We start from the raw sequence: 18,925 nt of genomic DNA, 5'->3' as shown, positions 1-18,925 counted from the left end.
CCGTAATTCAGTACTCCACATAGAAGTACAGATTAGATGTTATCATAAATATAGATAGCAATCAAGCATCTTTATTATTGTTTTTAAGTTTTTCTAAATACAATTTTTGTTTATCTGTTAACGGATAATTCTCAAGTAAATCCGGACGACGTTCGAACGTTCTTTTCAAAGATTCTTCCTCACGCCATTGCTCAATCTTCGCATGATTGCCCGATAGTAAAATATCAGGTACTTTCATTCCGCGAAATTCAGCAGGTCGTGTATAATGTGGGTGCTCTAGAAGGCCTGTTGAGAACGAATCTTGTATGTGGGAATCCTCTTGTCCTAAAACCCCCGGCAGAAGTCGTACAACGCTATCTATAACCGTCATAGCCCCTAGTTCGCCACCAGTTAATACGAAATCTCCAATTGAAATCTCGTCTGTAACAAGATGTTGGCGAATGCGTTCATCATAACCTTCATAATGACCACATAAAAATACTAGTTCTTGTTCTTGTGCTAGCTCTTCTGCCTTTTTTTGAGTAAAACGCTCACCTTGTGGACACATCAAAATGATACGAGGATTTCTTCCTTCTGTAATAGACTCGACAGCGCTAAACATCGGCTCTGGTTTTAATACCATGCCCGCACCACCGCCATACGGATAATCATCTACTTGATTATGCTTGTTACCCGAAAATCCACGGATATCAGTTACTTCTAGCTTTACAGCACCTTTTTCCTGTGCTTTTTTTAATATGGATGCACCAAAAACGCCTGTAAACATATCAGGAAATAGACTTAACACATGGATATTCATCATAACAAGCCTTCCATTACATGTATCACAATTTTCTTCTCATCTACATCAATTTCCTTGACGATGTCTTCGATATATGGGATGTAATGCTCTTTTTTATTACCCTTGACTACCCATACATCATTTGCACCTGTTTGAAGGATATCGGCTACTACTCCGATCGTTTCGCCTTCTTCAGATACAATTGTACAGCCAATTATTTCATGGAAGAAATATTCATTTTCCTTTAATAAATCATCTGTCATTTGATCCTTCGTAATTTTAAGCATTCCTTCTTTAAAAGGTTCAACAATGTTAATGTTGTTCATTCCTTCAAAAGTTAATAAAATGAAGTTTTTATGACGACGCATTGATTCAATTGTTATCCATGTTGGCTTTTTATCATCTTTTTTAAACGCCGCAAGCTTATTTCCTACTGCGAAGCGCTCATCTTCAAAGTCTGTTGTTGATAACACACGCACCTCACCGCGAATACCGTGTGTATTGACAATACGACCTACATTAAACCATTCCATTCAAATCTCACCTCGTATGAATTTCGCCTTGACATAATTGTGCTGTCACATCTCTTTTCGCACAGTCCACAATTGCTAAACATGCCTATCCCCGTCAAGCTACTAGCTAGCCAGAACAAAAGTAACCTTCTCTCACTTTCACCTAAAGTAGCAGATTAACTTTTGGCGGACGATGTTATAGCTAAGAAGTCCCTTAATGTCATTATGTTCAATTACTTCTCAAAGTAATGATGATAATGAAAAAAGGAAGGAACCGGCAAGCTCCTTCCTTTGTAGTCCAGATTTTCCGCTTTACCTCAAAGCCACTCCGAATTCCTAAGTGCATGTAAACATACCTATCAGGACTCTCCAGTGCTTGTTGCATGTAAAAGAGCGTGAAAATCTTTTCTATCAATCCAATATATCGACGTAGGTCTTTTTTTGATGGTGACTACCCGCCGCTGAATAAACAATTGTACGAATTGCTTTCGCTACTCGCCCTTGCTTGCCTATGACTTTCCCTCGATCCTCTGGATGAACAAAAAGCTTATAAACAATTCGATTTGCATTTTCATCCGTCTCAATACGAACTTCATCTGGATAATCGACTAACGGTAAAACGATTGCTTCAATCAGCTGCTTCAAAGACGTCGCCCCCGATTATTTACTGAATTTTTGGTTATGGAATTTTTCCATAATTCCTTGTTCTGAGAACAAGTTACGCACTGTATCTGATGGTTTTGCACCGTCAGTTAACCATTTAAGAGCTTTCTCTTCATCGATGTTTACAGTAGCTGGTTGAGTTAGTGGGTTGTAAGTACCAACTGTTTCGATTGAACGACCGTCACGTGGTGAACGAGCGTCTGCAACTACGATACGATAGAAAGGAGATTTTTTAGCTCCCATACGTTTTAAGCGAATTTTAACTGCCATTTTAATAGCACCTCCGAATAAGTTTCACACAAGATAGTATATTATCAATGTTTAGGTTGTTTGTAAAGTGTTTTTTCTTAACACCTAAAAATTATTATTTAAACAATGAATCGAAGCCTGGTAGTTTCATCTTTTTCTTTCCTTTGCCACTTGCCATGCCTGTCATTTGCTTCATCATTTTTTTCATTTCATCAAATTGCTTTATTAAACGATTTACCTCTTGAATTGATGTCCCAGAGCCCTTCGCTATGCGCTTTTTACGGCTACCGTTAATGATTTCCGGATTCGTCTTTTCAGCAGGTGTCATCGAATAAATAATCGCTTCTACGCGGCCCATTTGCTTATCATCAACTTTAACATTGTCTAAGCCTTTGATTTTGCCGGCACCTGGTAACATTTTTAAAATATCCTCAAGTGGCCCCATTTTCTTTACTTGCTGCAATTGCTCAACAAAATCATCAAATGTAAAGCTCTGAGTTTTAAATTTTTCCTCTAGTTCTTTAGCCTTTGCTTCGTCAACATTTGCCTGAGCCTTTTCAATAAGCGATAAAACGTCACCCATACCTAATATACGAGACGCCATACGCTCTGGATGGAAAGGTTCTAGCGCATCCATCTTCTCACCCATACCGACAAATTTAATCGGCTTCTGCGTAACGGAACGAATCGATAACGCCGCACCACCACGTGTATCACCATCAAGCTTTGTTAAAACAACCCCAGTAATACCGATTGCTTCGTTAAAACTTTCTGCCACGTTTACAGCATCCTGACCTGTCATAGCATCTACAACTAGGAACACTTCATCCGGCTCTTTTAACGCACGAATATCTTTTAACTCTTGCATTAATTCTTCATCGATATGCAAGCGCCCTGCTGTATCGATTATGACAACATCATGATGTTCTTCTTTGGCCAACTCAATTGCCTGTCGTGCAATTTCTACTGGAGATACATCAGTTCCTAACGCAAAAACAGGTAGGGATAATTGTTTTCCTAATGTTTGCAGCTGTTGAACAGCCGCTGGACGATAAACGTCAGCAGCAACTAGCAATGGCTTACGATTATATTTTTTACGTAACACATTTGCCAATTTACCAGTAGTAGTCGTTTTCCCCGCACCTTGTAAGCCGACCATCATAATAACTGTCGGTGGTTTTGTATTAAATTTGATTGGGCTTTGTTCGCCACCCATTAATTCTGTTAATTCGTCTTGTACGATTTTAATAACTTGCTGACCTGGCGTTAAGCTTTGCATAACATCCACGCCGACAGCACGTTCACTGACCTTTTTAACGAATTCTTTGACAACTTTTAAGTTAACATCCGCCTCGATTAAAGCAAATCGGACTTCTCGCATCATTTCTTTAACGTCTTGTTCCGATACTTTACCTTTACCTTTAATCTTTTGGATCGTTCCTTGGAGTCGTTCCGCTAATCCTTCAAAAGCCATTGCTTTCGCCTCCTAATCCCATTCTTTCAACTGTTCTATAAGCGCCAACTGCTCTTCACCTGTCATACTTTGTTCTGTAATCCCTGTTGTTAGCTGCGCAAGCATTTGTGTACGTTGTTGAAATTTTTCTAATAAACATAGTTTTTCTTCATATTCTTCAAGCATCGCTTCTGTTCGACGAATATTATCATAAACAGCTTGGCGTGAAACTCCATACGATTCAGCGATTTCTCCAAGCGAGTTATCATCTAAATAATATAGTTCCATATAACTTCGTTGCTTATCTGTTAATAATGCCTGATAAAAGTCGAAGAGAAAGTTCATGCGTGTTGTTTTTTCAAGTAGCATCGAATATTTCTCCTCCCGTAATTAGTCATTTGTATCATATCGAAAAGCGCCCGTCTGTGTCAAGGTAATCTCCTTGTCTAAAAGCCTTAATTAACTGCTTTTTAGGCGTTTTTCACCTATAGCTAGTATTTCCCTTTTAAACAATGCGATTCCTGTACAGACGAGCGCAATTACAAATTTACTTACTCAAATATTAATCCTCGGTCCATCACCAAAACGTGTGGTTGATGTCCATTCCGACTAGGCGCTTTCCAGGGGGCGTCGGCCAACATGGTGTTGGTTCACGAAGACGTTATCACAGGATGTGATACTTTTAGCCTCCGTTCCTCTATTGCTACTCCCCCAAGGAGCGGCCCTGCCGTAACGAAGATCAACTTATTTACATAGTAGACGTTTTAACAAAAGACATCTACAACTTTTGGTGATGAACCTAGTCCTCATTATTTTGTAATTCTTTATCTAAACCATCCGCAAATAAACCATACACATAGCGTTCTGCATCGAATGGTTGTAAATCATCCATCTTTTCACCAAGACCAACAAACTTTACAGGAATGTGTAATTTATTTCGAATAGCAAGAACAATACCACCTTTAGCAGTGCCGTCAAGCTTTGTTAAAACGATTCCTGTTACATTTGTAGCTTCCTTAAATGTTTGTGCTTGAACAAGTGCATTTTGACCTGTTGTTGCATCTAATGCTAATAGTACTTCATGCGGAGCATCCGGTATCTCTCGGGAGATTACTCGATGAACTTTCTCAAGCTCATTCATTAAGTTCACTTTATTTTGCAGGCGCCCTGCTGTATCACAAATCAACACATCTGCTTTACGGTTTTTCGCTGCACGAATAGCATCGTACATAACCGCTGCTGGATCTGAGCCTTCTGATTGTTTAATCACTTCACAGCCAACGCGGTCACCCCAAACTTGTAATTGGTCGATGGCACCAGCACGGAAAGTATCACCTGCCGCTAAAACAACTGTTTTACCTTGTGATTTTAGACGATGGGCAAGTTTACCGATAGTAGTCGTTTTCCCAACACCATTTACCCCAACGAATAAAATGACAGTAAGCTCCCCTTCAGGTTGCATATTAAGTTCGATTAAATCATCTTCTCCTTGCTCATAAATTTCCACAAGTTTTTCAGAAATAATCGTTTGAATTCCGTTTGTATCTTTGATATTTTTACGCTGAACCTCGAAGCGTAATTTATCCATTAGCTCCATTACTGTTTCAAAGCCAACGTCTGCCTGTAATAATAAGTCTTCTAATTCTTCAAAGAAATCTTCGTCCACTTTTCGATAGCGAGCAACTAGATCATTTACTTTTGAAGTAAATGAATTACGCGTTTTTTCCAGTCCAGCCTTGAACTTTTGTGTAATAGACCATGCAGAAGGCTTTTTCTCCTCTACTGGTTCTTCCACTAGCGCGACCTCTTGTACTTCTTGTTGCTCAAGTTGTTCATGGTCAATATCTTCAGGAATTTCTGTTTCAATTGGGCTTTCCGTTACAGAAACTTCCTCAACTTTTTCAGTTTCCTCTACAGTTGCTTCAATTTGAGCAGGCTCAGTTGCTTCGTCTTGCTTCTGTTCAGCAACTTCTTCATTAATCTCTTCTACCTTTTTTTCTTCCTCGACTGGGTTGCCTACCAATTTATCTTTTAAACGTTTAAAAAAACTCATGCTTGTTCGCTCCTTTGCTCCGCAAGTACGGGTTCATCTTCTAATTTTACTGATACAAGTTTAGATACACCAGATTCCTGCATTGTAATACCATACAATACATCTGCACCCTCCATCGTTCCTTTACGATGTGTGATGACAATAAACTGCGTATTGCGGCTAAACTTCTTCAAATATTGGCTATATCGAACGACATTCGCCTCATCTAAAGCCGCCTCTACCTCATCGAGAATACAGAATGGTACAGGTCGTATATTTAGAATGGAGAATAATAAAGCGATTGCAGTTAGTGCACGTTCGCCACCTGAAAGCAAGCTTAGATTTTGTAGTTTTTTCCCTGGCGGTTGAGCTACAATTTCAATACCTGTTTCAAGCAGGTTTTGAGGGTCCAATAATACTAAATCCGCCTGACCTCCACCAAACAATTCACGGAATACACGTTTAAATTGCTCTCGAATCGCATAGAATGTTTCACTAAATCGCAGCGTCATTTCTTCATCCATTTCTTTAATAGCCTCATGTAACGTTTCCTGTGCAGCAAGTAAATCTTCACGCTGCTCAGTTAAAAATGAATGACGTTCAAGTACCCGTTCGTACTCCTCAATGGCGCTCAAGTTAACCGGACCTAGCTCTTCTATAGATTTCTTCAGTAATTTCACTCGACGTCGCATATGCTCTTCATCTTCAATGGCTAGAGCTAACTCTTCAGCTTCCTCAAATGTTAGTTGATAATTTTCTTCTAGCTGTTCATTGAAATTATTGATTTCAAATTCTACGCGACTACGCTTCAATTCATTTGCACGGATCGCCTCAAGATAACCTTTATGCGTACGTTGCAATTCTTTCAGCTGTTCTTCTAAAGTAGTAAGCTCTTGTTGTTGTGATACTTTTTCATCTTTTTTCTGTGAAATAGTATCTTGCAGAGAATCTCTTCTCACTTTCCACGTAGAAACCTGCTCATCTACTTCTTCATCGCTTAAAAGTTTTGTCGATTCATCAGATTGAAGCCAGATTATTTCCTGAGAAATATTGTCGACTTTTTGACGAGCTTTGTTTAATTGTAGGGCTAACTCTGCTGTAGCAATTTGCACTTGTGACATTTGCTCCTGCATTACAGCTAACTGCGAGCGTTTTTCCGCTGACTGCTCACGAAGTAAATCTTTTTCCGATTCACTTTGTAGCTTCACTTTACTTAGTTGTTCCACTGTTTCATTTATTTCTAACAGCTCTGTCGCTAATGAAGTTAATCTCTCAGTGGCCGCTTCCTTTTGAGCTAATAATGCTTCTTCGCGAGTTTTTACATCTTGCGTTTCATTAGAAGCAAAAGATACTCGTGCAGATAAGCTTTTCTCGACAACCTCTAACTCACGAATACGACTCGCTTGCTGCATTTCATCTTTTCGAAGTTGTTCACCTTCAAGTTTCAATTGCTCTACTTTGTCTCGTAATACTGCAAGCTTCTCTTTTTCATCCGCTACAGACTGTTCAGCACTATAAATAGATGCTTCCAACGATTCTAGCTTTACTATTAAACCATCTAATTCTGCTTTCCTTGTAAAAAGTGACGATTGTTGCTTCGTTGCACCACCTGTTAATGAACCGCCCGCATTGACGATATCACCATCAAGTGTTACAACACGATATCTAAATCCGCATAATCGAGCAATTTGACTTGCACCTTCTAAACTTGATGCAACGATGACATTGCCAAGGAGGTTCTCGACAATTGTACGGTTCTCTTCACCGAACGTGACAAGTGCATCAGCCATTTGAACAAATGCTGGGTGCTCAGTGGCTAGCTGAATCATAGATAGATTAATTTTTCGTGACTTGATAACTGTCTTCGGTAAAAATGTTGCGCGTCCAGCTCTCTTTTGTTTTAACCAATGAATCGCCTGTTGAGCATATCGTTCTTCGGTTGTCACAATATGCTGAGAGGCTGCCCCTAATGCCGTTTCAATAGCCTGTGAATATTTCCCATCCACTTGAATTAACTCAGCAACAGCTCCCTCAATCCCAGCTAATTCACCTTTATCACGCGCTAATAATACTTCTTTTACGCCATGGAAGAACCCAGAGAAATCTGCTTCTAGTTCAGCTAACGTATCTTTTCTAGCCTTAAGTTGCTGCTGATGCTGATAAGCTTTATAAAGCATTTCCTGCTTTTCATTAAACGATGCATTCACGTTCTTAAGCTGTATTTGCAATTCTTCATATTGCTCAAGCTTTTCCTGTAACTCGCTAGTCGTTGTCGTATGAGCAACAACTAGCTTCTCTTTTTCCGCTAAAACTTGCGAAAGTTCTTGCCCGATTTCATCCGTTTGGCCTGACATTCGTGCCGCCATCGCTTTTTGCTGTACTATTTGTTGTTCAATATTTTTTAATTCATTTTTTACCGTTGCTTCTTCGTTTAAGGAGTCGATATATCGGTTTTTTTGTTCTTCAATTTCTTGTTCAATTTCAGAAACAGAGCGATTTAAAGATTGTTCTAATTGCTTTATGCTTTGTTTCAGCTCTGATACCTCTTGCTGCTTTTCACCAAACAATTCTTTTTTCTCTTGCTCTTGAGCTATAAGAGACTCAACCTCATCTTTTTCTTCTTGTAATGCCGTATTTAATTGAAGTAGTTGATTAGAAGCATTTTGTCGCTTTTCAGCCATTAACGCTTTACGACCATCCCAACGCTCTACCTCCATCGTTGCATTAACAAACTCAGCCTGAGTAGTATCTAAATAATCATCTAGCTCTTTTAAAACCTTACGAATACTGGCAGTTTGCTTTTCTATCGAAGAAATATGATGAGCTTGTTTTTGCTCTGTTTCATAAAGTTCTGTGTACTCAGTTTTCAGAGCATGCAAAGATTGTGCACAATTTTTTAAATCGTGCACAAGGATGGCGATATCAAAATCCTTTAACTCCGTTGACATTTGCACATAATCTCTTGCACTTGATGCCTGAATTTCTAACGGCTCCAGACGACTATCTAGCTCATGTAAAATATCTAAAACACGATACAAATTTTCATCTGTTTCAACAAGCTTATGCTCTGCCTTCTTCTTTCTCAGTTTATACTTTAACACGCCAGCTGCCTCTTCAAAAATTGAACGACGGTCATCAGGTCGGCTATTTAAAATTTCATCGACACGGCCTTGTGAAATAATGGAGAAGGCCTCTTTCCCAAGTCCCGAGTCCATAAACAAGTCCGTAATATCCTTCAGGCGACACTGCTGGTTATTAAGTAAATATTCACTATCACCTGAACGGTATACGCGTCTTGTTACGCTGACTTCTGTATATGAAAAAGCAAGCTGTTCATCTGTGTTATCTAAAATAAGCGTTACCTCTGCAAAGTTTAGTGGCTTACGTGAGTCACTCCCAGCAAAAATAACATCCTCCATCTTTGCCCCACGTAACGACTTTGCCGATTGCTCCCCCAGTACCCAACGAATGGCATCAGTGACATTACTTTTTCCACTGCCATTTGGTCCAACCACTGCTGTAACACCGGGTACAAAATCAATTCCAATGCGCTCCGCAAAAGATTTAAAGCCAATCACTTCGAGTCGTTTTAGGAACATCTATTAAGCCTCCTCTTTTGCAGTGCGTTCACGCATCGTACGCATTGCACATTGCGCTGCTTGCTGCTCGGCTTCTTTTTTTGATTTCCCACGACCAACTCCAAGCTCCTGTCCATTCAACAGTACGCTCGATACAAAGGTACGGTTATGCGCTGGACCCTTTTCATCAACAATTTCATAATGGAGAAGACCATTATTTGTTTGCTGCACCATTTCTTGCAATTGGCTTTTGAAATCCATCACATGCGAAAAAGCACCGACTTCTACTTTCGGGAATACGATTCGTTCTAAAAAGCACACAACCGTTTGTAAGCCTTGATCTAAATAAAGGGCGCCAACAAATGACTCAAATACATCTGCAAGTAGCGCTGGGCGTTCCCGTCCACCTGTTAATTCCTCACCTTTTCCGAGTAATACAAAGCGGCCAAAACCTAATTCATTTGCAAAGATAACAAGTGATGGCTCACATACTATGGATGCTCGTAGCTTCGTCAGCTCACCCTCACTCATATTAGGGTATTTCTCAAAAAGGTATTTAGAAACAGACAGTTCAAGTACTGCGTCTCCTAAAAATTCAAGACGCTCATTATCCGTAAACAATTTACGGCGATGCTCATTCACATAAGATGAATGCGTGAATGCTTGATACAATAAATTTTTATTACTAAATGTGATATTTAATTCATGCTGTAACAGCTCGAATTGATTGCGTACTTTTTCAGGAAGCACGCCAGATTTCTGCATAGTTCCTTTTCTTTTCATAGCCATTGAACAATCTGCCTTCCTAATAGTTTCTACCGTTTAAGTGTACCTTTTTCAAGGCATTTATGCAAAATTATTTCGGCTTAAATGCAATGTTTTGGAAGTTTAATCATTTAATTTTTTTCCAAAATAAAAAAAAGGGACGTTCACAGTTCGCACAACGAACCATTTCGTCCCTTTTTTTAAATACACCTTAGCATTTTTCTGCTCTTCACACGAAAGAAAAGCAAGAGTAATTTCTGCCAAAGGCTTTAACTTTATTGAATCATAAACTTTTATTGTAAAATGACCGCAGCCATGTCAGCACCGCTAGAGGTGATTAATTTCTGCTAAATAAAGTTAAAACGCATTAGTTGATTTTACTTTCGATGTATGAAATTGCAGAACCAACTGTTGAGATTTTTTCAGCATCTTCATCAGAAATTTCCATATCGAATTCGTCTTCAAGCTCCATTACAAGCTCAACTACGTCTAATGAGTCAGCACCTAAATCATCACGGAAAGAAGCTTCTAGAGTAACTTCACTTTCCTCAACACCTAAACGGTCCACGATTACTTTTGTTACGCGTTCTAATACTGTAGTCAAATCATTCACCTCCCCTCAAATGATTATACAAAAAATCATTATTTATGACTAATTGAAATTACATGATCATACCGCCATCTATATGTAACGTTTGCCCCGTCATATAGGTAGCATCATCTGAAGCTAGGAAAGTTACAGCCTTTGCGATATCCTCAGGCTGCCCAAGTTTTGCTAGCGGAATTTGCGTAAGCATACCTTGCTTTATATCTTCTGGTAGTTGATCAGTCATTTCAGTTTCGATAAAGCCTGGTGCAATTGCGTTTACTAAAATATTACGTGATGCTAATTCCTTAGCAGTCGTTTTAGTTAATCCAATAACACCTGCTTTTGCTGCTACGTAATTAGCTTGCCCGGCATTACCAGCTACACCAACAATGGATGAAATATTAATGATACGGCCTGCACGTTGCTTCATCATTTGACGTGTTACTGCTTTTGTACAAAGGAAAACGCCCTTTAGGTTCGTATCTAATACATCGTCCCATTCATCTTCTTTCATACGCATTAACAAGTTATCACGTGTAATCCCCGCATTATTAACTAAAATATCAAGCGAGCCGAATGTTTTCACCGTTGCATCCATTAAAGCTGTAACTTCCTCTGTTTTTGAAACACTTGCTTGTACAGCTATTGCCTCGCCACCATTCTCTTGAATCATTGCGACAACTTCTTCTGCTTTTGCTTGTGAACCGCTGTAGTTTACGACAACTTTAGCACCCTCATTAGCAAGCTTTAATGCAATAGCACGTCCTATTCCACGTGAAGCACCAGTTACAACAGCTACTTTACCCTCTAATTTACGCATTAATCGTCCACTCCTTCGATGCTTCTAGTACAGCCTCTAATGATGTTTCATCATAAACACAGTATGTCGTGACAGATCGATCAACTTTTTTCACTAATCCACTCAATACTTTGCCTGGTCCACATTCTATAAAGACGTCCACACCTTGCGAAATCATTTCACGCACAGATGCTTCCCATTGCACAGCACTATATACTTGTTCTACTAGTTCATGTTGAATAGCCGGAACATCCTCTAGCACTTTCGCCATTACATTACCGACTACTGGAATTTGCGGAACTGACAATGATATATCAGCCAACGCTTCTCTTAGCTTTTCAGATGATGGTCGCATTAACTCTGAATGGAATGGACCACTAACAACTAAAGGAATTGCTCGTTTTGCACCAGCTTCCTTAGCCGCTAAAGAAGCTTTTTCAACGCCTTCCTTTGTGCCAGAAATAACAATTTGTCCAGGACAGTTTACATTTGCAACTTGAACTGGATCACCTGCTGAAGAAACTTTTTCAGTTACTGCATGCAGTGCCTCAAGCTCCATCCCTAGAATGGCAGCCATAGCACCTTGCCCTGCAGGTACAGCTTCATTCATATAAAGTCCACGTTTATGCACAACAGACACGGCATCCTCAAACGATAGCACACCAGCGATTACTAATGCGCCATATTCCCCAAGTGAATGTCCAGCTGTATAATTTGGCATAATACCTGCAGCACGTAATTTTTCTGCAACCATCACACCTGTAGTTAGGAGTGCAGGCTGAGCATGGTAAGTCAATGTTAACTCCTCAGCTGGTCCGTCTAGCATAAGCTTAGATAGCTCAAAGCCAAGTGATTGATTTGCACGCTCATAAAATGCTTTACTTTCTGCCGAATTCTCAATAAACTCTTGCCCCATCCCAACTACTTGAGAACCTTGGCCTGGAAAAATAAATGCTATTTTTGTCATTTCTCAATAATCCCCTTTTTTAATCAATTATGCCTCGGCATAATTGCGTCCGGAATCGGCTTTGTACTTAGGCCTGCGTGAGGGCCGACACGACGTCGGTCATTTCGGTAATGCCACAGGACGTGGCGTTTTTACCGATGCAGGTCAGTTAGCAGTTATCGCATGTATGCGATGATTTTAGGCTAACATCCTATGTGAACTCCTTTCCGATTTCGCGACATCCGCCGGAGGCTTTGGGCCAACGTGATGTTGGTCACTCAGTCTTTGCCACAGGACGTGGCGTTCTTAGACTGAGTTCCTATATTTCAGCGAGTGTTTGGACAACTGTACCTATCGCTAGGCTTTCGGTACATAAAACACCTGCTAAAAGAAGTTAATCAATTTTCAATTTCTATGTGACGTACTGTATCTGTAATTGTCGAGATGACTGTATGCTCAACCATCGTATTCGCTTGGCGAATTGCACTGTATATTGCTTTAGCATTGGATGAGCCATGTGCCTTAATTACAGGTGCTTGTAAACCAAACAAGCCTGCACCACCATACTCTGTATAGTCCATTTTATTTTTTAGGTCACGTAAATTATTTTTCATAAGTACTGCCGAAATTTTTGTTTTTGTTGAAGCCATAAACGCCTCTTTTAACATTGAAAATAACGCACCAGCAGTACCTTCTATTGATTTAAGTACCATATTACCTGTAAAGCCATCTGTTACAACAACGTCAGCTACCCCTTCAAGTAAATCTCGAGCTTCTACGTTGCCGATAAAGTTTATATTTGCTTCTTTTAATAAGCCAAAAGCCGCCTTCGTTAATTCATTCCCTTTTTTATCCTCAGTACCGATATTTAACAAGCCGATACGTGGCTTTTGCAAGCCGCCTACCTTCTTCGCATAAATATCGCCCATAATTGCATATTGCAATAAATGCTCAGGTCGCGCGTCTGCATTCGCTCCTAAATCAAGCATTAAAAAGCCCTTACCATCTAAAGTAGGAAGTGTAGTAGCTAGAGCAGGTCTAGCAATCCCCTCAATACGCCCTACTTTAAATAAGCCTCCTGCCATTAAAGCACCTGTATTACCAGCCGAAAGACAAGCATCCGCCTTACCTTCTTCAACTGCATCCATCATTCGTGCCATCGATGAATCCTTTTTACGACGAACCGCACGTGCTGGATCGTCTGTCCCTTCGACAACTTCATCACAATGCACTACAGTTAATCGATCATGTATTTTTATAAATGGTTCAAGCTTTTCCTGCTGACCATATAATTGAATTTCTAAATTCGGAATTTGCTCTAACGCTAATAAAGCACCTTCGACAACTGATTTTGGTGCGTTGTCGCCACCCATTCCATCAAGCGCTAATTTCATTGTTGTTCACCTTTACCTTTCGTGCGGTACATATCAAATTCACCAACAAAAACTGTTTCACCGTTAACAGTGGACGTTAACTCTACTTTTGTACGATGACTTTTTTCATCACGTCCGATAACGATTGCTTTTGTAATAACACGATCTCCAGCTCTAACAGGTTTCACAAAGGAAATGTTAGAATGTACTGTTAATGCTAGTTCATCGTCAATAACTGCTACCGCTAATGAGTTTGCCTGCGCAAACAAATGATGTCCACGTGCGATGCCATTGCGCTGAAAAACATGTTCTTCTTTTACGTCAAAAATAGATAATGCACGATTATCCAATTCAATATCAATTATTTCTCCGATTACTTCATCAATCGGTAGTGATTTCACTTCATTTTCATAGGTTTTTGAAGCAACATCTTTAATTCGTTCTCGTAATTCTGGAATCGCTAACTCCATACGATCTAAACGAATTGTTTGGACACTAACCTGAAACTGTGTTGCTAGCTGTTCATCTGTGACGAATGGATTATCAGCTATCGTTTCGGATAATAGTCGCTGTCGCTCTTTTTTCGTTCGTCTCAACATCATTCGCCACCTTTTTAGTTGTTATTAGCACTTGGTACTAATATCAGTATATAGAGTATAAAAAAAGAATGCAAGACTTGTTTTATAAACAAGTGCTCACATTCCTAATTGAGCATTGATATTCAACTAATCGAAGCGATTCCCTTGTAAAACACCAGAATTTTCAAGCATTTCACGTAAATATTTATACTCATCATCATGCCAAAAAGCATCTGTTTCAATCATATCCGTCGCATCTTTTCTCGCAGTTTCAAGTATTCGATAATCGTGCACTAAATCCGCCACTTTAAAATCTGGCATGCCACTTTGTTTACGACCAAAGAAATCCCCTGGACCACGTAGTTCCAAATCCTTTTCAGCAAGGCGAAAACCATCATTCGTTTCCGTCATCGACTGCATTCGCTCTTTACCTTCATCGGATTTTGGATCGGCAAGCAACACACAATACGACTGATGTTCTCCTCGTCCAACACGCCCTCGTAGCTGATGTAGCTGAGCTAAGCCGAAGCGTTCAGCGTCATAAATAATCATAAACGTTGCATTCGGCACGTTTACCCCAACCTCAACAACGGTTGTAGACACAAGCACATGAATAGTTCCTTCACTAAATGCTCGCATGACAGCGTCTTTTTCATCAGCGGATAGGCGACCATGCATTAATCCGACATTGTAACGCCCATTAAAATATGTTGCAAGCTGCTCATAGATTTCTACAGCATTTTGCACATCCAGCTTGTCTGATTCCTCAATCAGCGGACAAATAGCATAGGCCTGTCTGCCAGCGGCAAGCTCTAATTCTAGCTTTGACATAACAGAGCCAAATTGCTCTTTTTTCATCCAATGTGTTTCAATTTGCTTACGCCCTGCCGGCATTTCATCGATCATTGAAACATCCATTTCTCCAAATGCTGTAATCGCTAGAGTACGCGGAATTGGTGTTGCCGTCATAAAGAGCACATCTGGATTTTCTCCTTTATCACGCAATATTCTACGCTGCCCAACACCAAAACGGTGCTGTTCATCTGTAATAACAAAACCCAACTTGTAAAAAACGACATCTGGCTGAATTAGCGCATGTGTACCAATTAAAATATCGATATTTCCATTTACTAGTTCTTCTAAAAGCAAACGACGCTCCTTCGCCTTTGTCGATCCCGATAATAAAGCTACACGTACGCCAAATGGCTCAAACCATTCCTTCAAACTCTCAGCATGCTGCTCTGCTAAAATTTCCGTCGGTGCCATTAATGCCCCTTGAAAACCAGCAGTTATAGCCGCATATAAACATATTGCCGCGACAACAGTTTTCCCTGACCCTACATCACCTTGGAGTAAGCGGTTCATACGATGTGGCTCTTTTAAATCTTTGCAAATTTCATTGACAACACGTTTTTGTGCACCCGTTAATTCATATGGTAACGATGCAATAAAGGCACGTATCTTTTGCAAATCAAACTGTATAACAGTACCGCGCTCACTGTCCTTTCGAATTTTACGTAACGCTTGAATACGTAGTTGAAAGTTTAGCAACTCTTCATAGGCAAAGCGCCTTCTAGCCTGTTTTGCATGCCCTGCATCAATAGGGAAATGGATACCTTCAAGCCCATCACGTATTGTAGCGAGCTTATAATCCGTGCGTAAGTGCTGTGGAATAGCATCAGGTATGTCAGCACCAAACTCATCTAGCACCTGGCGCATATATTTACGAAAACGCTTTTGCGGAATTAAACCCTTTAAACTATAAACAGGTTCAAAGTCAACTTGATCTGTCTTAGGACCAAATGCTACAGACGTTCCATTAATCACTTGTCTGCCCCGGTCCCATTTACCTGTAACAGTAATAATAGCTCCAGGTACAAGCTTTTGCTTTAAGTAGCCTTGGTTAAAAAAAACAACCTTCACTAAATGTCGACCTGCCAGCACAGTCACTTGTAATCGTGATTTATTGCGACCTAAAAACAATACTGTTGGTTCACGTTCAACTTTACACTCAACAGTGACACGTTCATTATGTGGTGTTTGCGCCAAATCTTTCAAGCGAAAATCCTCGTGTCGATGCGGAAACGTCCATAACAAATCCGCTACCGTCTCGATTCCCAACGCTTCTAAATGTCCTGCTGTTTCTTTCCCGATTCCCTTTAAACTAGTAACGGGGTTCGTTAAATCAGTCACCTTGCACGACAGCCCCTTCTAAATTTTTCACCACAAGTACTTTATCTACAGTCATTCGTATCACCATACTATTTTTCAGCATATGAGTTTCCCCTTTCTTACGATTACTCTAAGCTTTCATTATATCGTTGTTAGCGTTTAAACATTTAAACACGTATTATTCTCCATTTTATTATATAACTTATCATTTTAAGGAAGATAGCAATTCAATTCATTAATAATTGATTGATAGTTAATTATATCGAAAAAATTATCACTTTTTCATCCTATTTCCCCATTTATTCTAGTCTCATCACCATAACATGTGGCTGATTTCCGTTCCAGCAGGGCGATTTCCTGGGGCGTCCAGCCGTATGAAGATCAATTATTTACATAGCGTACATTTTAACTACTTTCAGCGAATGTATATTGTCCGAAAGCGTAGCAATAGGTACATGTATTATGTAACGTAAGTGAAACGACAGATACAAAAATCTCCCACCCTTATAAAGGGTAGGATGAATGCAGGATCAATAAGAGAATTTATACTCTTTGTCATTTGACCATTATGCCTTTCATTTTCACCTCAAAAAAAACACGCTCCCCCTGAGGAAAGCGTGTTTACTATCTTTTATTTTGAAGTGACTTAATACTTTCTAAATTGCCATTATCAAAAATGGCTTTGCTAATAGCTTTACCTGTTGGAGTTGCAGCTAGGCCTCCACGGGCAGTTTCTTTTAAATTCGGACTCATAGATTGTCCAATTCGATACATTGCGCCAATCACTTCATCACACGGAATGCGACTTGTAACCCCCGCAAGTGCCATATCCGCTGCCACAAGTGAATTCGCCGCTCCCATAGCATTCCGTTTAACACAAGGAACCTCTACTAATCCAGCTACTGGATCACAAACAAGCCCTAGCATATTTTTGAGTGTAATGGCAAATGCTTCTGAACATTGCTGCGGGGTACCACCAGCCATCTCAACAATCGCAGCCGCCGCCATTCCAGCAGCTGAGCCAACCTCCGCTTGACAGCCACCTGCAGCACCTGAAATCGAAGCATTATTGGCAACAACGAAGCCGAAAGCACCCGATGTGAATAAATAACGAATCATTTGCTCACGTGTCGGATTTAGCTTGTTCTTCACTGCAAACAATGTCCCTGGTACAACTCCAGCCGAACCTGCAGTTGGGGTAGCACAAATTGTCCCCATAGCCGCATTAACTTCATTTGTCGCAACCGCTTTACTTACCGCATCTAGTAATAAATCTCCCGACAATGAATTTCCCTGCGCAATGTAATTTTGAAGCAATACCGCGTCACCGCCTGTTAAGCCCGTTACAGATTGAACACCTTTCAAGCCTCTTTCAATAGCTTCCTCCATCACCGTTAAATTATTGTCCATTTGCTGTATAATTTCTTCCCTAGTGCGTCCAGTTATTAACATTTCCTGTTCTATCATAATTTCAGAAATTAGTTTTCCTTCTTGCTCCGCTCGTTCAACTAGTTCACGAACATTATGAAACAATACGTCCATATTGGGACACCTCCTTAGTTATTAATTTTAGAAACCTTCGAAATATGTGGTATTAAAGAAATTTGTTGTAATACTTTATCTTCGATGTTTTGATCGACTTCTATCACCATAAGAGCTGTTAAACCACGTTCAATACGAGAAACTTCCATATGCCCAATATTGACCGCATGCATCGCTAAGCAATTCGCCACATTGGCAATACAACCCGCACGATCATCATGGACAACAAGAATTGCTGGCATGCCACCTGTTAGACGCAGCTTGAAGCCATTAACCTCACTAACTTCAATTTTACCGCCACCGATCGAAATGCCAACAACAGACATCTCTCCTCCATCATCGCCAATTACAAGGCGAGCCGTATTCGGATGTTCCATATTAGCTGTTTCTGGGATAAACTCATAGTCTAATCCCGCTTTTTCTGCATCGGCAAAGGCTGTTTTAATTCGCTCATCGAATGTATCGTAATTTAATAGACCCCCAATCAAAGCTACATCTGTTCCATGTCCTTTATACGTTTCCGCAAACGAACCATATAAGTGTATTGTTGCCCACTTTGGTTGTCTTCCAAATAAATCTCTAGCAACACGCCCAATTCGTGCCGCACCTGCCGTATGAGAAGAAGAAGGCCCAATCATCACCGGTCCAATAATATCAAACACTGAAGTAAACTTCATACTAACACCCCTCTATTCTATCTATATAATATTTTTGATTTTTTACTTATATAATGCTTGATAATTACTATAAAAGCAAAGCATTTCTTTATCAACTTTCAGAAAATTTAAGAGACTATAATTTATACAGTGGAAATATTAATTAACTTTTGTCTACTCCAAATAAACAATAATTTCAAACTGCTGATATTCCAGCATTTACAAACACACCGTCTT

17 protein-coding genes are annotated in these 18,925 nt (G+C 39.9%); all 17 read right to left on the bottom strand.

Annotated elements, in window-relative coordinates:
* Nucleotides 1-61: 61 nt before the first annotated feature.
* Nucleotides 62-799 (bottom strand): tRNA (guanosine(37)-N1)-methyltransferase TrmD, encoded by a 738-nt coding sequence (trmD, locus tag ABE34_RS09045; protein ID WP_197142062.1) that lies wholly within the window; start codon nt 797-799, stop codon nt 62-64.
* Nucleotides 799-1,314 carry a ribosome maturation factor RimM gene (gene rimM / locus ABE34_RS09040; protein ID WP_197141870.1) on the bottom strand — a complete coding sequence of 172 codons (516 nt, stop codon included), beginning with the start codon at nt 1,312-1,314 and terminating at the stop codon, nt 799-801. The genes trmD and rimM overlap by 1 nt, the downstream gene beginning before the upstream one ends.
* Before the next feature lie 390 nt (nt 1,315-1,704).
* Nucleotides 1,705-1,938: a KH domain-containing protein gene (locus ABE34_RS09035; RefSeq protein ID WP_197141868.1), complete on the bottom strand. Its 234-nt coding sequence runs from the start codon at nt 1,936-1,938 to the stop codon at nt 1,705-1,707.
* A gap of 15 nt (nt 1,939-1,953) precedes the next feature.
* Nucleotides 1,954-2,226, bottom strand: coding sequence for a 30S ribosomal protein S16 (gene rpsP / locus ABE34_RS09030; protein WP_053483320.1), 273 nt, complete (start codon nt 2,224-2,226; stop codon nt 1,954-1,956).
* A gap of 94 nt (nt 2,227-2,320) precedes the next feature.
* Nucleotides 2,321-3,679, bottom strand: coding sequence for a signal recognition particle protein (ffh, locus tag ABE34_RS09025; protein ID WP_197141866.1), 1,359 nt, complete (start codon nt 3,677-3,679; stop codon nt 2,321-2,323).
* A gap of 12 nt (nt 3,680-3,691) precedes the next feature.
* Nucleotides 3,692-4,027 (bottom strand): putative DNA-binding protein, encoded by a 336-nt coding sequence (locus ABE34_RS09020; RefSeq protein ID WP_197141864.1) that lies wholly within the window; start codon nt 4,025-4,027, stop codon nt 3,692-3,694.
* 430 nt (nt 4,028-4,457) lie between these two features.
* Entirely contained in the window at nt 4,458-5,711 is a 1,254-nt protein-coding gene (gene ftsY, locus ABE34_RS09015) for a signal recognition particle-docking protein FtsY (protein WP_197141862.1), read from the bottom strand.
* Nucleotides 5,708-9,289, bottom strand: coding sequence for a chromosome segregation protein SMC (smc, locus tag ABE34_RS09010; RefSeq protein ID WP_197141860.1), 3,582 nt, complete (start codon nt 9,287-9,289; stop codon nt 5,708-5,710). Before smc ends, ftsY begins: the two co-directional genes overlap by 4 nt.
* 3 nt (nt 9,290-9,292) lie before the next feature.
* On the bottom strand, nt 9,293-10,057 hold the full coding sequence (gene rnc, locus ABE34_RS09005) for a ribonuclease III (protein WP_276569488.1): 765 nt from the start codon (nt 10,055-10,057) through the stop codon (nt 9,293-9,295).
* Nucleotides 10,058-10,400: 343 nt separating this feature from the next.
* Nucleotides 10,401-10,637 (bottom strand): acyl carrier protein, encoded by a 237-nt coding sequence (gene acpP, locus ABE34_RS09000; RefSeq protein ID WP_068983180.1) that lies wholly within the window; start codon nt 10,635-10,637, stop codon nt 10,401-10,403.
* A 58-nt stretch (nt 10,638-10,695) separates the two neighbouring features.
* On the bottom strand, nt 10,696-11,442 hold the full coding sequence (gene fabG, locus ABE34_RS08995; protein ID WP_197141858.1) for a 3-oxoacyl-[acyl-carrier-protein] reductase: 747 nt from the start codon (nt 11,440-11,442) through the stop codon (nt 10,696-10,698).
* Nucleotides 11,435-12,388 (bottom strand): ACP S-malonyltransferase, encoded by a 954-nt coding sequence (fabD, locus tag ABE34_RS08990; protein ID WP_197141856.1) that lies wholly within the window; start codon nt 12,386-12,388, stop codon nt 11,435-11,437. The genes fabG and fabD overlap by 8 nt, the downstream gene beginning before the upstream one ends.
* 377 nt (nt 12,389-12,765) lie before the next feature.
* Nucleotides 12,766-13,761 carry a phosphate acyltransferase PlsX gene (gene plsX, locus ABE34_RS08985; protein WP_197141855.1) on the bottom strand — a complete coding sequence of 332 codons (996 nt, stop codon included), beginning with the start codon at nt 13,759-13,761 and terminating at the stop codon, nt 12,766-12,768.
* Nucleotides 13,758-14,336 carry a transcription factor FapR gene (fapR, locus tag ABE34_RS08980; RefSeq protein ID WP_079560862.1) on the bottom strand — a complete coding sequence of 193 codons (579 nt, stop codon included), beginning with the start codon at nt 14,334-14,336 and terminating at the stop codon, nt 13,758-13,760. Before fapR ends, plsX begins: the two co-directional genes overlap by 4 nt.
* A gap of 129 nt (nt 14,337-14,465) precedes the next feature.
* The gene (gene recG, locus ABE34_RS08975; protein WP_197141854.1) at nt 14,466-16,511 is read right to left on the bottom strand and encodes an ATP-dependent DNA helicase RecG; all 2,046 of its coding nucleotides are present in this window, start codon (nt 16,509-16,511) and stop codon (nt 14,466-14,468) included.
* 603 nt (nt 16,512-17,114) lie between these two features.
* Nucleotides 17,115-18,032: an L-serine ammonia-lyase, iron-sulfur-dependent, subunit alpha gene (gene sdaAA, locus ABE34_RS08970; RefSeq protein WP_197141853.1), complete on the bottom strand. Its 918-nt coding sequence runs from the start codon at nt 18,030-18,032 to the stop codon at nt 17,115-17,117.
* A 14-nt stretch (nt 18,033-18,046) separates the two neighbouring features.
* Nucleotides 18,047-18,709, bottom strand: coding sequence for an L-serine ammonia-lyase, iron-sulfur-dependent subunit beta (sdaAB, locus tag ABE34_RS08965; protein WP_197141852.1), 663 nt, complete (start codon nt 18,707-18,709; stop codon nt 18,047-18,049).
* Nucleotides 18,710-18,925: the final 216 nt, after the last annotated feature.

It is taken from the genome of Lysinibacillus sphaericus (assembly GCF_015844675.1).
Lineage (GTDB): Bacteria > Bacillota > Bacilli > Bacillales_A > Planococcaceae > Lysinibacillus > Lysinibacillus sphaericus_E.
Note: the sequence above shows the minus strand (reverse complement) of the source record. Positions and strands in the feature narration are given on the sequence as shown.